Origin of the sequence: Limnomicrobium aquaticum (genome assembly GCF_040545545.1) — a bacterium.
GTDB lineage: Bacteria > Pseudomonadota > Alphaproteobacteria > Rhizobiales > Rhizobiaceae > Ensifer_A > Ensifer_A aquaticum.
On sequence record NZ_JBEPMB010000001.1, the window covers coordinates 1,275,920 to 1,293,088 of the forward strand.

At 59.3% G+C, this 17,169-nt stretch carries 29 protein-coding genes; 4 read left to right on the forward strand and 25 right to left on the reverse strand.

All coding sequences use genetic code 11. The features are described 5' to 3' along the window. Positions 1–20 precede the first annotated feature (20 nt). Together ABID16_RS06315 and ABID16_RS06320 are read left to right on the forward strand one after the other, a co-directional pair. Positions 21–893, forward strand: coding sequence for a DUF817 domain-containing protein (locus ABID16_RS06315; RefSeq protein ID WP_354555469.1), 873 nt, complete (start codon positions 21–23; stop codon positions 891–893). A 60-nt stretch (positions 894–953) separates the two neighbouring features. After that, the gene (locus ABID16_RS06320; protein ID WP_354555470.1) at positions 954–1,892 is read left to right on the forward strand and encodes an AEC family transporter; all 939 of its coding nucleotides are present in this window, start codon (positions 954–956) and stop codon (positions 1,890–1,892) included. Here the strand turns inward: ABID16_RS06320 and ABID16_RS06325 are convergent. Beyond that, complete coding sequence (locus ABID16_RS06325; protein WP_354555471.1) at positions 1,858–3,615, reverse strand: 6-pyruvoyl-tetrahydropterin synthase-related protein; 1,758 nt, start codon at positions 3,613–3,615, stop codon at positions 1,858–1,860. The genes ABID16_RS06320 and ABID16_RS06325 overlap by 35 nt on opposite strands. 28 nt (positions 3,616–3,643) lie before the next feature. Then, positions 3,644–3,922, reverse strand: coding sequence for a hypothetical protein (locus ABID16_RS06330; protein ID WP_354555472.1), 279 nt, complete (start codon positions 3,920–3,922; stop codon positions 3,644–3,646). Between the two features lie 146 nt (positions 3,923–4,068). Between ABID16_RS06330 and ABID16_RS06335 the strand changes: the two genes are divergently transcribed. Both ABID16_RS06335 and ABID16_RS06340 read left to right on the forward strand, forming a co-directional pair. Next, the gene (locus ABID16_RS06335) at positions 4,069–4,257 is read left to right on the forward strand and encodes a hypothetical protein (protein ID WP_354555473.1); all 189 of its coding nucleotides are present in this window, start codon (positions 4,069–4,071) and stop codon (positions 4,255–4,257) included. Between the two features lie 3 nt (positions 4,258–4,260). Next, positions 4,261–4,407, forward strand: a complete 147-nt coding sequence (locus ABID16_RS06340; RefSeq protein ID WP_354555474.1) for an AEC family transporter — start codon at positions 4,261–4,263, stop codon at positions 4,405–4,407. A 52-nt stretch (positions 4,408–4,459) separates the two neighbouring features. On the opposite strand, the gene ABID16_RS06345 is transcribed toward ABID16_RS06340, so the two are convergent. From ABID16_RS06345 to rpsS, 23 genes are all read right to left on the reverse strand, one after another. Next, positions 4,460–4,957, reverse strand: a complete 498-nt coding sequence (locus ABID16_RS06345; RefSeq protein ID WP_354555475.1) for a hypothetical protein — start codon at positions 4,955–4,957, stop codon at positions 4,460–4,462. A gap of 153 nt (positions 4,958–5,110) precedes the next feature. Further along, positions 5,111–5,539, reverse strand: a complete 429-nt coding sequence (gene rplQ / locus ABID16_RS06350) for a 50S ribosomal protein L17 (RefSeq protein ID WP_354555476.1) — start codon at positions 5,537–5,539, stop codon at positions 5,111–5,113. Between the two features lie 129 nt (positions 5,540–5,668). Next, complete coding sequence (locus ABID16_RS06355) at positions 5,669–6,679, reverse strand: DNA-directed RNA polymerase subunit alpha (protein ID WP_354555477.1); 1,011 nt, start codon at positions 6,677–6,679, stop codon at positions 5,669–5,671. A 96-nt stretch (positions 6,680–6,775) separates the two neighbouring features. Further along, the gene (gene rpsK / locus ABID16_RS06360) at positions 6,776–7,165 is read right to left on the reverse strand and encodes a 30S ribosomal protein S11 (RefSeq protein WP_007766864.1); all 390 of its coding nucleotides are present in this window, start codon (positions 7,163–7,165) and stop codon (positions 6,776–6,778) included. A gap of 127 nt (positions 7,166–7,292) precedes the next feature. After that, positions 7,293–7,661 carry a 30S ribosomal protein S13 gene (gene rpsM / locus ABID16_RS06365; RefSeq protein WP_230826906.1) on the reverse strand — a complete coding sequence of 123 codons (369 nt, stop codon included), beginning with the start codon at positions 7,659–7,661 and terminating at the stop codon, positions 7,293–7,295. 225 nt (positions 7,662–7,886) lie between these two features. Further along, a complete protein-coding gene (locus tag ABID16_RS06370; RefSeq protein ID WP_354555478.1) occupies positions 7,887–8,537 on the reverse strand; it encodes an adenylate kinase in 651 nt (216 codons plus the stop codon). Continuing rightward, positions 8,534–9,874 (reverse strand): preprotein translocase subunit SecY, encoded by a 1,341-nt coding sequence (gene secY, locus ABID16_RS06375; protein WP_354555479.1) that lies wholly within the window; start codon positions 9,872–9,874, stop codon positions 8,534–8,536. Before secY ends, ABID16_RS06370 begins: the two co-directional genes overlap by 4 nt. Before the next feature lie 315 nt (positions 9,875–10,189). Next, positions 10,190–10,663: a 50S ribosomal protein L15 gene (gene rplO, locus ABID16_RS06380; protein ID WP_354555480.1), complete on the reverse strand. Its 474-nt coding sequence runs from the start codon at positions 10,661–10,663 to the stop codon at positions 10,190–10,192. A gap of 15 nt (positions 10,664–10,678) precedes the next feature. Next, positions 10,679–10,888, reverse strand: a complete 210-nt coding sequence (rpmD, locus tag ABID16_RS06385) for a 50S ribosomal protein L30 (protein WP_354555481.1) — start codon at positions 10,886–10,888, stop codon at positions 10,679–10,681. Between the two features lie 13 nt (positions 10,889–10,901). Then, a complete protein-coding gene (rpsE, locus tag ABID16_RS06390; protein ID WP_230826911.1) occupies positions 10,902–11,471 on the reverse strand; it encodes a 30S ribosomal protein S5 in 570 nt (189 codons plus the stop codon). A gap of 144 nt (positions 11,472–11,615) precedes the next feature. After that, positions 11,616–11,978: a 50S ribosomal protein L18 gene (rplR, locus tag ABID16_RS06395; protein WP_112697857.1), complete on the reverse strand. Its 363-nt coding sequence runs from the start codon at positions 11,976–11,978 to the stop codon at positions 11,616–11,618. A gap of 12 nt (positions 11,979–11,990) precedes the next feature. Then, a complete protein-coding gene (rplF, locus tag ABID16_RS06400; protein WP_354555482.1) occupies positions 11,991–12,524 on the reverse strand; it encodes a 50S ribosomal protein L6 in 534 nt (177 codons plus the stop codon). Between the two features lie 43 nt (positions 12,525–12,567). Beyond that, complete coding sequence (gene rpsH, locus ABID16_RS06405) at positions 12,568–12,966, reverse strand: 30S ribosomal protein S8 (RefSeq protein ID WP_109857956.1); 399 nt, start codon at positions 12,964–12,966, stop codon at positions 12,568–12,570. Positions 12,967–12,981: 15 nt separating this feature from the next. After that, the gene (gene rpsN, locus ABID16_RS06410) at positions 12,982–13,287 is read right to left on the reverse strand and encodes a 30S ribosomal protein S14 (protein WP_112697861.1); all 306 of its coding nucleotides are present in this window, start codon (positions 13,285–13,287) and stop codon (positions 12,982–12,984) included. A 33-nt stretch (positions 13,288–13,320) separates the two neighbouring features. After that, entirely contained in the window at positions 13,321–13,878 is a 558-nt protein-coding gene (gene rplE, locus ABID16_RS06415) for a 50S ribosomal protein L5 (protein ID WP_112627626.1), read from the reverse strand. Further along, positions 13,871–14,182: a 50S ribosomal protein L24 gene (rplX, locus tag ABID16_RS06420; RefSeq protein ID WP_109857959.1), complete on the reverse strand. Its 312-nt coding sequence runs from the start codon at positions 14,180–14,182 to the stop codon at positions 13,871–13,873. The genes rplE and rplX overlap by 8 nt, the downstream gene beginning before the upstream one ends. An 11-nt stretch (positions 14,183–14,193) precedes the next feature. Then, positions 14,194–14,562 carry a 50S ribosomal protein L14 gene (gene rplN / locus ABID16_RS06425; RefSeq protein WP_007770138.1) on the reverse strand — a complete coding sequence of 123 codons (369 nt, stop codon included), beginning with the start codon at positions 14,560–14,562 and terminating at the stop codon, positions 14,194–14,196. 292 nt (positions 14,563–14,854) lie between these two features. Continuing rightward, positions 14,855–15,088 carry a 30S ribosomal protein S17 gene (gene rpsQ, locus ABID16_RS06430; RefSeq protein WP_109857960.1) on the reverse strand — a complete coding sequence of 78 codons (234 nt, stop codon included), beginning with the start codon at positions 15,086–15,088 and terminating at the stop codon, positions 14,855–14,857. 13 nt (positions 15,089–15,101) lie between these two features. After that, the gene (gene rpmC, locus ABID16_RS06435; protein WP_354555483.1) at positions 15,102–15,302 is read right to left on the reverse strand and encodes a 50S ribosomal protein L29; all 201 of its coding nucleotides are present in this window, start codon (positions 15,300–15,302) and stop codon (positions 15,102–15,104) included. A 12-nt stretch (positions 15,303–15,314) separates the two neighbouring features. Next, positions 15,315–15,728, reverse strand: coding sequence for a 50S ribosomal protein L16 (gene rplP / locus ABID16_RS06440; RefSeq protein ID WP_109857962.1), 414 nt, complete (start codon positions 15,726–15,728; stop codon positions 15,315–15,317). Positions 15,729–15,766: 38 nt separating this feature from the next. Next, entirely contained in the window at positions 15,767–16,498 is a 732-nt protein-coding gene (gene rpsC / locus ABID16_RS06445; protein ID WP_112627628.1) for a 30S ribosomal protein S3, read from the reverse strand. Further along, positions 16,498–16,884, reverse strand: coding sequence for a 50S ribosomal protein L22 (rplV, locus tag ABID16_RS06450; protein WP_109857964.1), 387 nt, complete (start codon positions 16,882–16,884; stop codon positions 16,498–16,500). The genes rpsC and rplV overlap by 1 nt, the downstream gene beginning before the upstream one ends. Positions 16,885–16,886: 2 nt before the next feature. Beyond that, entirely contained in the window at positions 16,887–17,165 is a 279-nt protein-coding gene (gene rpsS, locus ABID16_RS06455) for a 30S ribosomal protein S19 (RefSeq protein ID WP_109857965.1), read from the reverse strand. Between the last annotated feature and the right edge of the window lie 4 nt (positions 17,166–17,169).

The following is a 17,169-nucleotide window of genomic DNA, read 5'->3' on the forward strand; positions in this document are numbered from 1 at the left end:
GCAGCGTCTTAAGGCAACAGATGAATTTTCCCACTGCCGCAAAACTCCCCGGCCTCGCGCACTTCGATGAATTCCTGGTCAACGCGCGGCCGTGGCCGGAACTGTCGGGCTTTGCGAGGTTTCTGGTCGAGTTCGTCTATTTCGGCGTCAAGGAGGGGCGCGCGTGCCTGTTTGCCGGGCTGTTCTTTCTGGCAATAATGGTCATCCCTCACCAGGGGCTTTTCGGCATCCCCCGCTACGATGTCTTGCTGATCATCGCGCTTGCGATCCAGGGATTTCTGCTCTGGGCGCGGCTGGAAACGCTCGATGAGGCCAAGGCGATCTTTCTCTTCCATGTCGTCGGCTTCATTCTCGAGGCCTTCAAGACATCCGGTGCGATCCAGTCCTGGTCCTATCCCGATTTTGCCTATACGAAGCTCTTCGGCGTGCCGCTGTTTGCGGGTTTCATGTACGCGGCCGTCGGCAGCTACATCATCCAGGCCTGGCGGCTCTTCGATCTGCGCATCCGCCACTATCCGAGTTACTGGATGGCCTCGGCGCTGGCGCTCTGCATCTATCTGAACTTCTTCACCCATCATTTCATCGGCGACTACCGCTGGTATCTGGCCGCCTGCGCGCTCGGGCTCTACGCCCGCTCCACCGTCATCTTCCGGCCTCATGACCGCGACCGGCAGATGCCGCTGTCGCTCGCCTTCGCTCTCATCGGCTTTTTCATCTGGCTATCGGAGAACTTTTCGACCTTTTTCGGCGTTTGGCGATATCCCAACCAGATTGGCGCCTGGTCGCTGGTCCATGTCGGGAAATGGAGTTCATGGTCGCTGGTCATCATCATGACCTTCACCATCATCGCGCATCTCAAGCATATCAAGGCGACCATTCATGTCCCGGAATAGATGTCCATTCCCGGCGGACGATGCGCCACGCGGAAATCAGGTCTCCGCCGGAGGGCACCTTTGAACTCCACCATCGATGTCATCCTTCCCGTCTTTCTTGTTCTCGGCCTTGGCTATCTGGCCGCCTGGACGAAAATCCTCTCCGAGGAGGCCATCGACGGGTTGATGCGCTATGCGCAGAACATTGGCGCGCCGATCCTGTTGTTCAAATCCATCTCCGCGCTCGATCTGTCGCACGCCTATGATGCGGGGCTGCTTCTGAGCTTCTATCTCGGCGCTTTGATCAGCTTTGGGGTGGGGCTTGCAGGAGCGATCCTCGTCTTCAAGCGCGCGCTTCCCGATGCCGTGGCCATTGGGTTTGCCTGCCTGTTCTCCAACACGCTACTTCTCGGTGTCCCCATTACCGAACGTGCCTATGGAACCGAAGCGCTGGCGGGCAATTTCGCCATTATCTCGCTTCATGCGCCGATCTTCTATGGGCTCGGCATTCTGTGCATGGAAATCGCCAAGTCTCACGGCCACGGGCTCGCCAAGCGCCACATCGCCGCTCGCATCGTGCGAGCCGTTGCCGTGCAGCCGCTGATTTTCGGGATCACGGCAGGCTTTGCCGTCAACCTGACAGGGCTTGCCCTTCCCTCCTCGGTCCAGTCAGCTGCCGGAATGATCGCCGCGACAGCCATTCCGACCGCCCTCTTCGGACTGGGCGCCGTGCTCAGGCGCTATCGGCTGGATGGCGACAAGGCGACGGTGGCGATGATCTGCGTCTGCTCGCTCCTACTGCATCCGGCGATCACCTATCTGCTTAGCCATTCCGTTTTCGCCGGCAGCGTATCCGACCAGCGTTCGGCCGTCATCACGGCGGCGATGGCGCCGGGGGTGAATGCCTATCTGTTCGCGCACTATTATGGCGTGGCGAAGCGCGTGAATGCTGCAGCCGTCATCGCGGCCACGGCCCTCTCCATCCTCACGATCCCGCTCTGGCTTCACTTGTTGCCGTAATCGGCTCTTCCCTGAACATCAGCGCAGCCGCGAACGTCAGGAGCAATCCCGCGACACTTGCCCATTTACCCCACCACTCGGCCTCAGTCTCCGGGATGAAAAGCGCGAACTGGTGGCTGCCGGCAGGCAGTTCCGCAAGCGTCAGGCCGGTATCCGGGTCGCTCCGCAGGGGCACCGCTTCTGCCGACCCGTTTGCCGCCAACCGCCATTCCGGAAGATAGGCCTGGCCGATGCGGACCTCGGCCGGCGCGGACAGCCTGGCTTCGATCACAAGCCGACCTGCCACTTGCCTGCCCTCAAGCGCCTCGTCCTGCGTGAGCGCCCGCCTCGGATCAAGCGCAGGAAATGCGCCGACGGCGGCCTGATAGGCCTTCCTTGTCTTGAGGCTCGCAAAAAGCGGGCTGTGCAATACCGACCCCATCCAGTATTCGGAGGCCTGGACGCAACATTCCAGCGGCTTCTCATCCACCTGTGGCAACCTGCCGAGATAGACGGCGGCGAAATCCGGAACGGACATCAGGCCGGTGGTCGCCATGAACACGACGGCGACCGTTGCGCCGACCCAGACAGCGGAGACCGCCCTATGCGCCATCTCAAGCAACCGCTGCAGAGCGCATACGATGATCGTTACGGACAGAAAATCCGTGATCACGCCCAGGCGAAACGGAAACTGCACGTTTCGGAGCGGTCCGACATGCGTCCAGAGCCAAACACTCGCTTCGCTGAACATGACGATTGAGACCGCGAGCCCGACCCAGGCGGCGACCACAACGGGGCGGGCGCGGTCCTCTCTCTTCCTATGCCTATGAGCCATCCAGAGGCCGAGTTGCAGGCAACCCGCAAGAGCGACCAGAGACAGAATCGCCCCGAAAAAGAGCCCGCCAGCACGGAAGAAGAAACCGCCCGGCAGCAACCAGGTCTCCGGCCAGCTATTGGCGTCCGTCAGCCACGCATCCGATGGCAGCCAGTCCCGCAAAGCCAATGCCGGTGCGAGATAGATGCCCGCCAGCAGCAAGCCGCAGCAGCCGGTCACGCCCAGACGGATCAGACCGCGGACGGGCGCGTCGCGGTAGACGATGGCGGTCGACAGGATCATGAACGGCGTCGTCAGCAGCGCGCTGGGAAGATGCGAGATAATCAGTGCTGCGTAGAGCAGACTTGCCCGCAACCACCGTCGACCCTGCATTTCGACATCCAGCAGGTAACGGAAGATCAGCGGCACGAGGATGAAAGCCATGGCCTCGCCTATGGCGTTCCGGTGCTCGATATCGATGAAATGATACGGTGCGCCCATGTAGAGGCATGCACCAAGGAGGCTCGCACCGGAGGATGCATGGCGCCTCGCCCAGACGTAAAAGGCGAGCCCCGAAAACCCGTAGAGCAGTCCATGAAAGACAGTCAGCGTTTCCGTTGGCGACAGGCCGGGCGCGAGGGCCGAGATGAAGGCCAGAGCGTAGAAGGGTAGCGGGCCGTAAAAATAGAAGACCGGGCCGCCGATATTCGCAGGAAAGGCAAAGAGCCATCGCGGATACCAGTCGCCGGACCAGAACTGTTGGGAAAAGGCAACGGACCACGGTACGTTGTATTGGGTACTATCGCCGACCGGGTAGCCGTAGATGAAATGGAAGCGCAGCAGGAGGATCGAAGTCAGGGCAATCGTTCCACTCACATAGGCCGCGTGGAGACTTGCGCGTCTCAATGAAGGGTGTTTGCTGCTCGACATGGTCTCGTTCCGCTGTTGCGGCGATAAACTATCGTTGCCAGCTTGGCTGAAACTCTCCTAGGTCGGCGCGCTGATCAGTTTCTGCATCGGGCTTGCGGGCGCGGATTTCATTTTCAAGCATGCCATGCCGGATACGGTGGCCATCGGCTTTGCCTGCCTCTTTTCGAATTCGCTGCTGCTGGGCCTGCCGATCACCGAGTGCGCCTATGGAGCGGCAGCACTGGCTGGCAATTTCGCGATCATCTCGATGCACTCGCCCTTCTTCCATCCGCTCGGCATTCTCTGCATGGAGCTTGCCCGCGCGCATGGGCACAGTCTGTCGGCCCGCAAAGCTGACGACACACATTATCCGCACCGTGGCCCTGCAGCCGTTGATCTTCGGCGTTCTTTCGGGCTTTGCGGTCAATCTTTCCGGCCTGACCGTCCCCTTCCTCCATCCAGTCAGCCATCGGAATGCTGGCATCGACCGCCATTCCGACCGCCCTTTTCGGCCCGGGCGCGGTGCTGCGACGCTACAGGCTGGATGGCGACAAGGCAACCGTTGCGATGATCTGCAGCTGTTCACTGATCACCCATCCCGGCCTCACCTATCTGTTCGGCCACCTGGTCTTTTCCGCCAGCGTTTCAGATCTGCGCTCATAGGTCATGACGGCGGCGATGGCACCTGGGGTCAACGCTTATCTCTTCGCGCACTATTATGGCGTCGCCAAGCGCGCGAACGCGGCGGTCGTGATTGCTTCGACCGCCCTGTCGATCCTCCCGATTCCGTTCTGGCTGCATCTCCTGCCGTGAGGACGCGACAGATCCTAATGCATAAACTTAAATCCGGCTAACCCAACGCTCATCAGCAGTCACCGCCCTCAGAGTTCACAGAGCTACCAAAGCTGGTTCGAGGAAGCAGCTTATCCAAGTTTTCCAAAAGATTGGGACGCGATATTTGCCCGCGCTTTGAGACCTGCTTCGGCTTTCCTTTAGGCGTCCCAGCGGCTGCACTAGACGGAGCAGCAGGATGCGCCGGCCTCGAGAAGTTCTTTGGATCTGGCGGCATGACAGGTCTTGCCGGAAGCTGACCAAAATTTCCTTGTGGAACGAAACGTTGCACATCATCTCGTTTGCCCTGTCCAAGATCTGAAGCACTGAACAATAGAGATGTCACGATAAGGCCTGTACCAAAAATACTTTTGCGCGGCCCCAAATTTACTGCTTTTTTCCCGAAGGATGTTACCGCCCTTGATAATACATCGTCGACAAACGGAAAGGATTTTTTGATTTGATAGGTTAAATATTCCGTTGCGTACTTCTGGGCACCGTCCACTACCAACCCGTTCACATCGACACTCATAGTGTTCCCTTTCGCGAAACATGGCGTAACTATGGTGAAATGGTGACGAACTCTACCCTTTGCAAGTGATTCAATAACCAATTTTTAACGATAGAAAAAGGCCGGGCGCTTTGCAGCACCCGGCCCTTATTCATCTCAAGATCGATCAGCCAATCAGGCAGCCTGAGCTTCAGCCGCAGCTTCTGCTTCGACGCGGGCCTTGTCGGCTGCGCCCTTGGCGGAAACGTCGCGGTCAACGAATTCGATGACGGCGAGCGGAGCGTTGTCGCCCTGACGGTAGCCGGCCTTCATGATGCGCAGGTAGCCGCCGTTGCGCGATGCGTAGCGGGTGGCAATCGCGTCGAACAGCTTCTGAACGGCGTCGATGTCCTTGACCTGCGAAATGGCCTGGCGACGAGCATGAAGATCGCCCCGCTTGCCAAGGGTAACCAGCTTCTCGACGATCGGACGCAGGTCCTTCGCCTTCGGCAGGGTGGTGACGATCTGCTCATGCGTGATGAGCGAGGCAGCCATGTTTGCGAACATTGCCTTGCGGTGGCTGGCGGTTCTGTTCAGCTTGCGGCCTGAATTGCGATGGCGCATTGCTATTCTCCTTCACTTGCGGGCCGGAAGACCCGTAGTTTGATCAGGCAAATCCAGGAAAAGTGGAAACCGGTTTTCCGTTCGGATCTGCATCAATTGAAACAAGGAGCCGGTCTCACCGGCTCCGGGTTAATACTGGTCTTCGTAGCGCTTGGCGAGATCTTCGATGTTCTCCGGCGGCCATGCGGGCACTTCCATGCCGAGATGCAGGCCCATGGAAGCGAGAACTTCCTTGATTTCGTTCAGCGACTTGCGACCGAAGTTCGGAGTGCGGAGCATTTCTGCTTCCGTCTTCTGAATGAGGTCGCCGATGTAGACGATGTTGTCGTTCTTGAGGCAGTTCGCAGAACGGACCGAAAGCTCCAGCTCGTCGACCTTCTTGAGGAGGGCCGGGTTGAAGGCGAGTTCGGTAACCGTGTCTTCTTCGGCTTCCTTCTGCGGTTCGTCGAAGTTGACGAAGACCGAGAGCTGGTCCTGGAGGATGCGGGCTGCGAAAGCGATGGCATCTTCGCCGGTGACGGAGCCGTTGGTCTCGATCGTCATCGTCAGCTTGTCGTAGTCAAGAACCTGGCCTTCACGGGTGTTTTCCACCTTGTAGGACACTTTCTTGATCGGCGAATACAGGCTGTCGACCGGGATGAGGCCGATCGGCGCGTCTTCAGCGCGGTTGCGCTCTGCAGGCACATAGCCCTTGCCGTTGTTGACGGTGAATTCCATGCGGATTTCAGCGCCTTCGTCGAGCGTGCAGATGACGTGATCCGGGTTCAGGATCTCGATGTCGCCGACCGTCTGGATGTCGCCAGCGGTGACCGTGCCCGGACCCTGCTTGCGGACGACCATGCGCTTGGCATCGTCGCCTTCCATCTTGATGGCGATTTCCTTGATGTTCAGGACGATGTCGGTGACATCTTCGCGAACGCCCGGGATGGACGAGAATTCGTGCAGAACGCCGTCGATCTGAACCGCCGTGACGGCAGCGCCGCGCAGCGAGGACAGAAGAACGCGGCGCAGCGCGTTGCCGAGCGTCAGGCCGAAGCCGCGCTCAAGCGGCTCGGCGACCAGCGTCGCCTTGGTCGCACCCGAAGAGGTGAACTCGACCTTGCTCGGCTTGATCAATTCCTGCCAGTTTTTCTGAATCATGTGTCTTTACCTTCCGTTCGCCGTCACCATCCAATCGTGACGGCCGAGCATTGAAGCGCCGACAGCAGACGCCGCCGGCTCGGTGAATTCCGATGATCAGACGCGGCGCTTCTTGCGCGGGCGGCAGCCGTTGTGCGGGATCGGGGTCACGTCACGGATCGAGGTGATCATGAAGCCGGCAGCCTGCAGAGCGCGCAGAGCCGATTCGCGACCGGAACCGGGGCCGCAAACTTCGACTTCGAGCGACTTCATGCCGTGTTCCTGAGCCTTCTTGGCGCAGTCTTCGGCAGCGATCTGGGCAGCGAACGGGGTCGACTTGCGCGAGCCCTTGAAGCCCTTGGCGCCAGCAGACGACCAGGCAATCGCATTGCCCTGTGCGTCGGTGATGGTGATCATCGTGTTGTTGAAAGTCGAGTTGACGTGTGCAACGCCCGACGTGATGTTTTTACGTTCGCGACGGCGAACGCGTGTGGCTTCCTTGGCCATGGTATTCCCTTCGTTGATCTCTACGCCGCCGTAGTCCCAGCGGCTACACCTTCATGACAAATAGCGGAAAGCGGGTAGCGAACGGGGCCTCCCCACTCGCTACCCGCCTGTCGCAATTCATCAAGAATTACTTCTTCTTACCGGCGATCGCCTTGGCCGGACCCTTGCGGGTGCGGGCGTTCGTGTGCGTGCGCTGGCCGCGAACAGGCAGCGAGCGGCGATGACGCAGGCCGCGGTAGCAGCCGAGATCCATCAGACGCTTGATGTTCATCGAGGTCTCGCGACGCAGGTCGCCTTCGACTGCGTAGTCGCGGTCGATGGTTTCGCGGATCTGGAGAACTTCCGCGTCGGTGAGCTGATGCACACGACGCTCGGCCGGAATACCGACCTTCTCGATGATCTCCTGAGCAAACTTCGGGCCGATCCCGTGAATGTACTGAAGCGCGATGACTACGCGCTTTGCAGTCGGGATGTTAACGCCAGCGATACGTGCCACGCGTATTCTCCTTCATATCCCGGCCTTCCCAGGCGGGGAGTTCCTGTTTTTTCGACCCCGAAAGGCCGTGGTTCCAATATATTGACCGGGACATGTCAATACGACCGCGCCCGGGCTCCTGTCTTCCAGAGTCCGCGCCGATCGACTTGTCTGTCGCGAGTTGCGCGGTCATTAACGGAATCGCTGCAAAAAAGCAACCGTTCCGCCTAGAAATTTTCGGGAAGCTCAGAGCTTCCCGAGAATTGTTTCGATCGAGGCGGTCACCTCGTCGATTTCGGCCATGCCGTCGATGCTCTTGAGGAGACCCTTGGCGTGGTAGTAACCGATCAGCGGCGACGTTTCCTTGTAATAGGCCCGCAAGCGCGTCGTCATCGTTTCGGCGTTGTCGTCCGGACGGCGCTTGAATTCGGTCGAGCCGCACTTGTCGCAGACGCCTTCCACCTTCGGCTTCTGCAGGCGGTCGTGGTATCCCGTTCCGCAGCTGGCACAGGTATAGCGACCGGAGACTCGATCGACGAGCACGCTGTCGTCCACCTGCATCTCGATGACCACGTCCAGCTTCATGCCCTTCGAAGACAGCATCTTTTCCGTAGCATCAGCCTGAACGAGCGTGCGCGGGAAGCCGTCGAGAATGAAACCCTTGGCGCAGTCCGGCTGATCGATGCGCTCGGAGACGATCCCGATCACCACGTCATCATTAACCAGCGAACCGGCATCCATGAGCGCCTTGGCGCGCTTGCCTACTTCCGTGCCGGCCTTGACGGCGGCGCGCAGCATGTCCCCGGTGGAGAGCTGCGGAATGCCATGCTTCTCCACGATCCGCTGGGCCTGGGTTCCCTTCCCTGCGCCCGGCGGGCCTAAAAGAATCAGTCTCATTTTCCCCTCTTTCCTCCACGGAGCTTCGACTTCTTGATCAGGCCCTCATACTGCTGGGCAATAAGATGGCCTTGAATCTGTGCTACCGTATCGAGGGTGACGCTGACAACAATCAAAAGCGATGTACCACCAAGGTAGAATGGTACGCCTGTCTCAGCGATGAGAATTTCCGGCAGAATGCAGACCAGCACCATGTAGATCGCACCGAGAACCGTGATGCGCGTCAGGACGTAGTCGATATACTGTGCGGTGCGTTCACCAGGACGGTAACCCGGAATGAAGCCGCCATGCTTCTTGAGGTTGTCGGCCGTGTCCGTCGGGTTGAAGACGATGGCCGTATAGAAGAACGAGAAGAAGGCAATGAGGCCCGCATAGGCGACCATGTAGAGCGGCTGACCGTGGCCCAGCGCCGCAATCACGGTCGTGGCCCAGGTCGGCATATTGGAGGCGTTGGAGAAGCCTGCGAGCGTCGCAGGCAGCAGCAGGAGCGACGAGGCGAAGATGGCCGGGATAACGCCTGCCGTGTTGAGCTTCAGCGGCAGATGCGAGGTATCGCCCTGGAACATGCGGTTGCCCACTTGACGCTTCGGATACTGGATCAGCAGGCGGCGCTGGGCGCGCTCCATGAAGACGATGCAGGCAATGACCAGCACGGCAACGACGAGGACGGCGAGAATCACGCCAGTCGACAGCGCACCGGTGCGGCCGAGCTCGAGGGTGCCGGCGAGTGCATGCGGCAGATTGGCGACAATCCCTGAGAAGATGATCAGCGAAATGCCGTTGCCGATGCCGCGCGAAGTGATCTGCTCACCCAGCCACATCAGGAACATGGTGCCGCCAAGTAGCGTGACGGCGGTCGAAAGGCGGAAGAACCAGCCCGGATCGGCGACAACACCATTGGAATGCTCAAGGCCGACTGCAATGCCATAGGCCTGCAGCGTACCGAGCAGAACCGTGCCGTAACGGGTATACTGGTTGATGACCTTGCGGCCCTGCTCGCCTTCCTTCTTCAGGTTTTCGAGCGCAGGGACGACCGATGTCATGAGCTGCACGATGATCGAGGCGGAAATGTAGGGCATGATGCCGAGCGCGAAGATCGCCATGCGCGAGACGGCGCCGCCGGAGAACATGTTGAAGAGACCGAGAATGCCGCCGGACTGGCCCTTGAAGGCGTTGGCGAAGGCATCGGGATTCAGGCCCGGAAGCGGAATGTAGGTACCGAAGCGGTAGACCAGAAGCGCGCCAAGGGTAAACCAGAGCCGCTTTTTGAGATCCTCAGCCTTTGCGAAGGTCGCAAAGTTCAGGTTTGAAGCCAATTGTTCCGCTGCAGAAGCCATCTATTTCTCCGCGCGGCCCTCGCCCCCTCCCCGCATCCAGCGGCCGGTCGGCGACGACCTAGTTCCCACACGCCGCGGCGCAAAGCCACAGGCACGCTTTGAATTCAATTGTTTCGGGCAGATGTCAAACGAAAAAGCGCTTTATCAAACGGCCCGGTCGAAACGCAGGCCTCCATGCGACGATGCCGCCGCCCGATGCCTCACCCGCGCTCTGGTCTGCCCCGCACGCCGAAGAAACGACGCCGAGACCGCGAGGCTTTCATATGGAAGCAAAATCGCCCGGTGTGAAGACACCGGGCGATCAATTTTCAATGATTACTCTGCAGCTGCTTCGCCGAGGATCTTGACCGAACCGCCAGCCTTCTCGATCTTTTCAGCAGCAGCCTTGGAGATGCCGCTGACTTCGAGTTCGACCTTGGCCTTCAGTTCGCCGTCCGACAGAACGCGGACGCCGTCCTTGGCGCGACGGAGAACGCCGGCAGCAACGAGAGCTGCGGCATCGATCGTCTTCTTGGCGTCGAGCTTCTTGGCATCGATCGCAGCCTGGATACGGCCAACCGAAACGGTGACGTATTCAGCCGCGAAGATGTTGTTGAAGCCGCGCTTCGGCAGACGGCGGTAGATGGGCATCTGGCCGCCTTCGAAACCGTTGATGGCAACGCCCGAACGAGCCTTCTGACCCTTGACGCCGCGACCACCGGTCTTGCCCTTGCCGGAGCCGATACCGCGGCCCAGGCGCTTCTTCGAAGGCAGAGCGCCTTCGTTGTCCTTGATTTCGTTGAGTTTCATCTTGGTCTCCCCGTCTTACTTCTCTTCGACGATGCGAACGAGGTGGCTGACGGCACGGATCATGCCACGAACGGAAGGGGTGTCTTCCAGTTCACGACGACGGTGCATCTTGTTGAGGCCGAGACCGATCAGCGTTCTCTGCTGAACGTCGGGGCGACGGATCGGCGAGCCGATCTGTTCGACGACGAGGGTCTTCTTGGCGACAGCGGTTGCTTTCTTAGCCATTGTTCAAATCCCCTTATTCTTCAGAGGCAGAACCGGAGGCAGCACGGCGAGCCTGAAGCGTTGCATACTTGATGCCGCGCTGAGCTGCGATGTCCTTCGGGTGAACCTGATGCTTGAGGGCGTCGAACGTTGCGCGAACCATGTTGTAGGGGTTCGACGAACCGGTCGACTTGGCGACGACGTCATGCATGCCGAGCGTTTCGAAAACGGCGCGCATCGGGCCGCCTGCGATGATGCCCGTACCGGCCTTGGCCGAACGGAGCAGAACCTTGCCGGCGCCGTGGCGACCGTGCACGTCGTGGTGCAGCGTGCGGCCATCGCGCAGCGGAACGAAGATCAGGTCGCGCTTGGCGGATTCGGTAGCCTTGCGGATCGCTTCCGGCACTTCACGCGCCTTGCCGTGACCGAAGCCGACGCGGCCCTTCTGGTCGCCGACAACGACGAGTGCTGCGAAACCGAAACGACGGCCACCCTTGACCACTTTCGCGACGCGGTTAATTGCTACGAGCTTGTCGACAAATTCGCTGTCGCGCTCTTCACGGCCCTGACGCTCTTCGCGCGGTGCACGTTCCTTTTGTGCCATTGTCCTTTTCCTTTTTCTTTTCCGGGTGCAATCGGCAAACAATGATGGACCGCCCTGCCCTCTTTTGAGGTGCAAGCCGATCCGGCGAAATCAGGTATGAAACCTGAGAATGGAAACCGGGGCTAGAAAGCCCCGGATCCGAACTTAGAACTCCAGACCGCCTTCGCGGGCTGCCTCGGCGAGCGCCTTGACGCGGCCGTGGTAGAGGAACGCGCCACGATCGAAGACGACCGTCTTGACGCCTGCAGCAGCGGCACGCTCGGCGACGAGCTTGCCAACGGCGGCCGCGGCAGCGACGTCAGCGCCGGTCTTCAGCGAAGACTTGAGGCCGGTGTCGAGGGTCGAAGCAGCTGCCAGCGTGCGGCCGGCAACGTCATCGATGATCTGCGCGTAGATGTTCTTCGAAGTGCGGTGAACGGAGAGCCGCGCGCGGCCATTGGCCACCTTCTTAAGCTGTCGGCGAACGCGGCTGGCGCGACGCACAAGAGTTTCTTTCCTGCTAGCCATATCGCGTTATCCTTACTTCTTCTTGCCTTCCTTGCGGACGATGCGTTCACCTGCGTACTTGACGCCCTTGCCCTTATAGGGTTCGGGGCCACGATATTCGCGGATTTCTGCAGCGACCTGGCCGACAATCTGCTTGTCGATGCCAGAGACGACGATTTCCGTCGGCTTCGGAACGGCAATGGTGATGCCCTGCGGCGGCTCATAAACTACGTCGTGCGAGAAACCGAGCGCGAGCTGCAGGTTCTTGCCCTGCAGAGCCGCACGATAACCGACGCCGTTGATTTCGAGCTTGCGCTCGTAGCCGTCCTTGACGCCCTTGAAGATGTTCTCGATCATCGTGCGGGACATGCCCCACTTGGACCGAGCGTCCTTCGTCTGCGTCGCGGGCGTAACCACGACAGCGTTGTCTTCCAACTTTACGAGAACTTCGTCATTGACGACGAAGTGCAGCTCGCCCTTCGGGCCCTTTGCGGAAACCTTCTGTCCTTCGACAGAAGCCGTCACACCTGCAGGGACCGGAACGGGCTTTTTACCGATACGAGACATTTTTTCAAACCTGTCTGTTCGTTATGGAGATCCTGCTCGGGCCTTAGAAGACCGAGCAGAGAACCTCGCCACCAACATTCTGTTCGCGAGCCTGGTGATCGGCCATCACACCCTTCGGAGTCGAAAGGATGGTGATGCCGAGACCGTTCGCGACCTGCGGAATGGACTTGACCGAGACATAAACCCGGCGGCCCGGCTTGGAAACGCGGGCGATCTCACGGATCACGGACGCGCCTTCGTAGTACTTCAGTTCGATCGACAGTTCGGTCTTGCCGTTGTCGAACGTTACTTCGGAATAGCCGCGGATGTAGCCTTCAGCCTGCAGGACATCCAGTACGCGAGCGCGCAGCTTGGAAGCTGGCGTCGTTACGGAGGACTTGCGGCGGGATACGCCGTTGCGGATACGTGTGAGCATATCGCCCAGAGGATCAGTCATCGTCATTTGCCTGTCTCCCTCTTACCAGCTCGACTTAACAAGGCCCGGCACGGAGCCGAAGTTGCCAAGTTCACGGAGCGCGATACGCGACATCTTGAGCTTACGGTAGTAAGCGCGCGGACGGCCGGTGACTTCGCAACGGTTACGGATGCGGGTCTTGGAGCCGTTACGCGGCAGAGCCGCAAGCTTCAGTGTTGCCTTGAACCGCTCCTCGATGGGCAGTTCCTGGTTCATGATCACAGCCTTGAGCGCGGCGCGCTTGGTAGCCTGACCGGCGACCAGCTTGCGGCGGCGCTTGTTCTTTTCGACTGCGCTGACTTTCGCCATTTTGTGCTTCCTTCTAAACGCTTGCCGTAACGATTACGCGCGGAACGGGAAGTTGAACTCTTTCAGAAGAGCCCGTGCTTCGTCGTCCTTGGTAGCCGTCGTACAAACGATGATGTCCATGCCCCACATCTGATCAACCTTGTCGTAGTTGATTTCAGGGAACACAATGTGCTCCTTGATGCCCATGGCGAAGTTGCCACGGCCGTCAAAGCTCTTCGGGTTCAAGCCCCGGAAGTCGCGAACGCGCGGGAGAGCGATGTTCACGAGACGGTCAAGGAATTCATACATGCGAGCGCCGCGCAGGGTGACCTTTGCGCCGATCGGCATATTTTCACGTACCTTGAAGCCTGCAATCGAGTTGCGGGCGCGGGTGATGACGGCCTTCTGGCCGGCGATCGCCGTGAGGTCAGCGGCAGCAACCGTGGGCTTCTTGGAGTCGGCAGTTGCCTCACCCACACCCATGTTGATGACGATCTTGTCGAGCTTCGGAATCTGCATCTCGTTGGCGTAGGAGAACTGCTCCTGCATCGCCTTGCGGATACGCTCAACGTAGTCCTTCTTGAGCCGGGGCTCGTACTTGGTCTCAGCCATCGATCACAACTCCCGAACGCTTGGCCACGCGAACCTTCTTGTCGCCTTCGATCTTGAAACCGACGCGGGTCGGCTTGCCGTCCTTGGGGTCGGCGATCGCGAGGTTGGAGAGGTCGATGGAGGCCTCCTTACGGACGAGACCAGCTTCCTGGGTCTGCGTCTGCTTCTGGTGACGAACAACAACGTTGACGCCACGGACGACCGCGCGGTTTTCCTTCGGGCTGACGCTGACGACTTCGCCAGACTTGCCCTTGTCCTTGCCGGTCAGAACGACAACCTTGTCGCCTTTACGAATCTTTTGCATCGGTCAGCTCCTTACAGCACTTCCGGAGCCAGCGAGATGATCTTCATGTGGTTCTTGGCGCGAAGTTCGCGCGGAACCGGTCCGAAGATACGGGTGCCGATCGGCTCTTTCTTGTTGTCGATAAGAACGGCTGCGTTGTTATCGAAGCGGATGACGCTGCCGTCCGGACGACGGATGTCCTTGGCGGTGCGAACGACAACCGCCTTCATAACATCGCCCTTCTTGACGCGGCCGCGCGGGATGGCTTCCTTGATCGAAACGACAATGATGTCGCCGATGGAAGCGTACTTGCGCTTGGAGCCGCCCAGCACCTTGATGCACATGACACGACGTGCGCCGGAATTGTCGGCAACGTCGAGGTTAGTCTGCATCTGAATCATGTCAGGTCGCCTTCTATTATTGACCGGAACGGTTGGCCTCCGGGGAGGCCCCTATTCCAGCTTATGGACACATTCAAAGCGGCATGTTCTTAGACCGACAACCGAAACCAGCTATCGGGAACACGCCTGGATGTTTTTCGCGCGGAAGGATCTTTTGCAAGGTGGTATCCAATCAAGGACCTGCCGAGCGCGTAAAGCAAAAGGACGCTGATTCCAGCGTCCTTCACGCCAATGGCTGCTTCATACAGATTTCTGGGACAAAGGCAAGGCCTAGACCCGAAATCTTCATAATTCACTGGGCGGCAACAACCGTCCAGCGCTTATCCTTGGAGATCGGTGCGCATTCCTCGATGGAAACGACGTCGCCGACCTTGTACTGGTTGGTTTCGTCATGCGCCTTGTACTTCTTGGACCGGCGAACGGTCTTCTGAAGCAGGGGATGGGCAAAACGGCGTTCGACGCGAACGACAACGGTCTTGTCGTTCTTGTCGCTGACTACGGTGCCCTGCAGAATGCGTTTCGGCATATTATTGTATCCTTCAAGCCTTGGCTTCTGCTGCCTTTTGGGCCGCAATGGTCTTGATGCGTGCGATGTCCTTGCGGACTTCGTTGACGCGGGCTGCTTTCTCGAGCTGGCCGGTTGCCTTCTGGAAGCGCAGGTTGAACTGCTCCTTCTTCAGCTTGGCAAGCTCATCATTCAACTGATCGGCGCTCATGGCGCGGACGTCGGAAGCTTTCATCTCAGTCACTCCTTACTCTGCAATACGCTGCACGAAGCGCGTCTTGACAGAGAGCTTGGCGGCGCCGAGACGAAGCGCCTCGCGGGCGATTTCTTCGCTGACACCATCGATTTCGAACATGATACGGCCAGGCTTAACCTTGGCTGCCCAATATTCAACCGAACCCTTACCCTTACCCATGCGAACTTCGGTCGGCTTCTTGGTGACCGGAACGTCGGGGAATACGCGGATCCACACGCGGCCGGCGCGCTTCATGTAACGCGTGATCGCGCGGCGGGCCGCTTCGATCTCGCGTGCATTCACGCGGTTGGGCTCCTGGGACTTCAGACCGAATTCACCGAAAGCCAGGTCAAAACCGCCCTTGGCAACGCCATGGATGCGGCCCTTGAACTGCTTGCGGTATTTTGTACGCTTTGGCTGCAACATTTTCTTACTTCTCCGAGCTTATCTTTCGCCAGCGTAGATCAAGCGTTCTCGCGGCGGCGCTCGTTACGCTCACCACGTTCACGGTTGTTCGACCCTTGCGCGTCGCTTTCGGTTGCGCGGCGTTCAGAGGCCATCGGGTCGTGTTCAAGGATTTCGCCCTTGAAGATCCAGACCTTGATGCCGCAGATGCCAAACGCGGTTTCAGCTTCGGCTACACCGTAGTCGATGTCGGCGCGGAGCGTGTGAAGCGGAACGCGACCTTCGCGATACCACTCGGTGCGGGCGATTTCTGCACCGCCGAGACGGCCGGCGCAGGTGATCTTGATGCCTTCGGCGCCAAGACGCATAGCCGACTGAACGGCGCGCTTCATCGCACGGCGGAAAGCCACGCGACGCTCGAGCTGCTGGGCGATCGACTGGGCGACGAGCGTCGAGTCGATTTCCGGCTTGCGGACTTCAACGATGTTGAGGTGCGTTTCGGAATTCGTCATCGTCGAGATCTTCTTGCGAAGCTTCTCGATGTCTGCGCCCTTCTTGCCGATGATCAGGCCCGGACGCGCCGAGTGGATCGTGACGCGGCACTTCTTGTGCGGACGCTCGATGACCACCTTGGCAATGCCAGCAGCCTTGAGCTCTTCCATGAGGTAGGCGCGGATGGCCAGATCTTCATGAAGCAGCTGGCCGTATTCGGCGTTGTCGGCGAACCAACGGCTGTCCCAGGTACGGTTGATGCCGAGGCGGAAGCCGATCGGATTAATCTTCTGGCCCATTATGCGGCCTCCCCTTGTTCAACTTCCCGAACAATGATCGTCAGGTGCGCGAAGGGCTTTTCGATACGCGATGCACGGCCGCGGCCACGAGCGTGGAAACGCTTCATGACGATCGACTTGCCAACATAAGCCTCTGCGACAACGAGCGAGTCGACGTCGAGATCGTGGTTGTTTTCAGCGTTTGCGATCGCCGATTCCAGGGTCTTCTTGACCTGGGCGGCAATGCGCTTGCGCGAGAATTCAAGCTCGGCGAGAGCCTTGTCGACCTTCTTGCCGCGAATGGTCGCGGCAACAAGGTTGAGCTTCTGGGGGCTTACGCGAAGCGTGCGGGCAATTGCCTGCGCTTCGTTGTCGGCAAGCCGGCGTTCGGTCTTAGCCTTACCCATGATTACTTCCTCTTCGCCTTCTTGTCCGCGCCGTGACCGTAGTAGGTACGGGTCGGAGCGAATTCACCGAACTTGTGGCCGACCATGTCTTCATTGACAGCAACCGGGATATGCTTGCTGCCGTTGTAGACGCCAAACGTCAGACCAACGAACTGCGGCAGGATCGTGGAGCGACGGCTCCAGATCTTGATCACTTCCGCACGACCGCCTTCGCGGACCTTCTCAGCCTTCTTGAGAAGATAGCCGTCAACAAACGGGCCTTTCCAAACTGAACGAGCCATTATG

What these genes read in the sequence shown, in the direction of transcription:
- ABID16_RS06315 (WP_354555469.1), top strand. Translation starts at nt 21, where the DNA reads ATGAATTTTCCCACTGCCGCAAAACTCCCCGGCCTCGCGCACTTCGAT.
- ABID16_RS06325 (WP_354555471.1), bottom strand. Translation starts at nt 3,615, where the DNA reads ATGTCGAGCAGCAAACACCCTTCATTGAGACGCGCAAGTCTCCACGCG.
- ABID16_RS06330 (WP_354555472.1), bottom strand. Translation starts at nt 3,922, where the DNA reads ATGCGCGCGGGCAAGCTCCATGCAGAGAATGCCGAGCGGATGGAAGAA.
- ABID16_RS06335 (WP_354555473.1), top strand. Translation starts at nt 4,069, where the DNA reads ATGCTGGCATCGACCGCCATTCCGACCGCCCTTTTCGGCCCGGGCGCG.
- ABID16_RS06340 (WP_354555474.1), top strand. Translation starts at nt 4,261, where the DNA reads ATGACGGCGGCGATGGCACCTGGGGTCAACGCTTATCTCTTCGCGCAC.
- ABID16_RS06345 (WP_354555475.1), bottom strand. Translation starts at nt 4,957, where the DNA reads ATGAGTGTCGATGTGAACGGGTTGGTAGTGGACGGTGCCCAGAAGTAC.
- rplQ (WP_354555476.1), bottom strand. Translation starts at nt 5,539, where the DNA reads ATGCGCCATCGCAATTCAGGCCGCAAGCTGAACAGAACCGCCAGCCAC.
- ABID16_RS06355 (WP_354555477.1), bottom strand. Translation starts at nt 6,679, where the DNA reads ATGATTCAGAAAAACTGGCAGGAATTGATCAAGCCGAGCAAGGTCGAG.
- rpsK (WP_007766864.1), bottom strand. Translation starts at nt 7,165, where the DNA reads ATGGCCAAGGAAGCCACACGCGTTCGCCGTCGCGAACGTAAAAACATC.
- ABID16_RS06370 (WP_354555478.1), bottom strand. Translation starts at nt 8,537, where the DNA reads ATGAGACTGATTCTTTTAGGCCCGCCGGGCGCAGGGAAGGGAACCCAG.
- secY (WP_354555479.1), bottom strand. Translation starts at nt 9,874, where the DNA reads ATGGCTTCTGCAGCGGAACAATTGGCTTCAAACCTGAACTTTGCGACC.
- rplO (WP_354555480.1), bottom strand. Translation starts at nt 10,663, where the DNA reads ATGAAACTCAACGAAATCAAGGACAACGAAGGCGCTCTGCCTTCGAAG.
- rpmD (WP_354555481.1), bottom strand. Translation starts at nt 10,888, where the DNA reads ATGGCTAAGAAAGCAACCGCTGTCGCCAAGAAGACCCTCGTCGTCGAA.
- rpsE (WP_230826911.1), bottom strand. Translation starts at nt 11,471, where the DNA reads ATGGCACAAAAGGAACGTGCACCGCGCGAAGAGCGTCAGGGCCGTGAA.
- rplR (WP_112697857.1), bottom strand. Translation starts at nt 11,978, where the DNA reads ATGGCTAGCAGGAAAGAAACTCTTGTGCGTCGCGCCAGCCGCGTTCGC.
- rplF (WP_354555482.1), bottom strand. Translation starts at nt 12,524, where the DNA reads ATGTCTCGTATCGGTAAAAAGCCCGTTCCGGTCCCTGCAGGTGTGACG.
- rpsH (WP_109857956.1), bottom strand. Translation starts at nt 12,966, where the DNA reads ATGACGATGACTGATCCTCTGGGCGATATGCTCACACGTATCCGCAAC.
- rpsN (WP_112697861.1), bottom strand. Translation starts at nt 13,287, where the DNA reads ATGGCGAAAGTCAGCGCAGTCGAAAAGAACAAGCGCCGCCGCAAGCTG.
- rplE (WP_112627626.1), bottom strand. Translation starts at nt 13,878, where the DNA reads ATGGCTGAGACCAAGTACGAGCCCCGGCTCAAGAAGGACTACGTTGAG.
- rplX (WP_109857959.1), bottom strand. Translation starts at nt 14,182, where the DNA reads ATGCAAAAGATTCGTAAAGGCGACAAGGTTGTCGTTCTGACCGGCAAG.
- rplN (WP_007770138.1), bottom strand. Translation starts at nt 14,562, where the DNA reads ATGATTCAGATGCAGACTAACCTCGACGTTGCCGACAATTCCGGCGCA.
- rpsQ (WP_109857960.1), bottom strand. Translation starts at nt 15,088, where the DNA reads ATGCCGAAACGCATTCTGCAGGGCACCGTAGTCAGCGACAAGAACGAC.
- rpmC (WP_354555483.1), bottom strand. Translation starts at nt 15,302, where the DNA reads ATGAAAGCTTCCGACGTCCGCGCCATGAGCGCCGATCAGTTGAATGAT.
- rplP (WP_109857962.1), bottom strand. Translation starts at nt 15,728, where the DNA reads ATGTTGCAGCCAAAGCGTACAAAATACCGCAAGCAGTTCAAGGGCCGC.
- rpsC (WP_112627628.1), bottom strand. Translation starts at nt 16,498, where the DNA reads ATGGGCCAGAAGATTAATCCGATCGGCTTCCGCCTCGGCATCAACCGT.
- rplV (WP_109857964.1), bottom strand. Translation starts at nt 16,884, where the DNA reads ATGGGTAAGGCTAAGACCGAACGCCGGCTTGCCGACAACGAAGCGCAG.
- rpsS (WP_109857965.1), bottom strand. Translation starts at nt 17,165, where the DNA reads ATGGCTCGTTCAGTTTGGAAAGGCCCGTTTGTTGACGGCTATCTTCTC.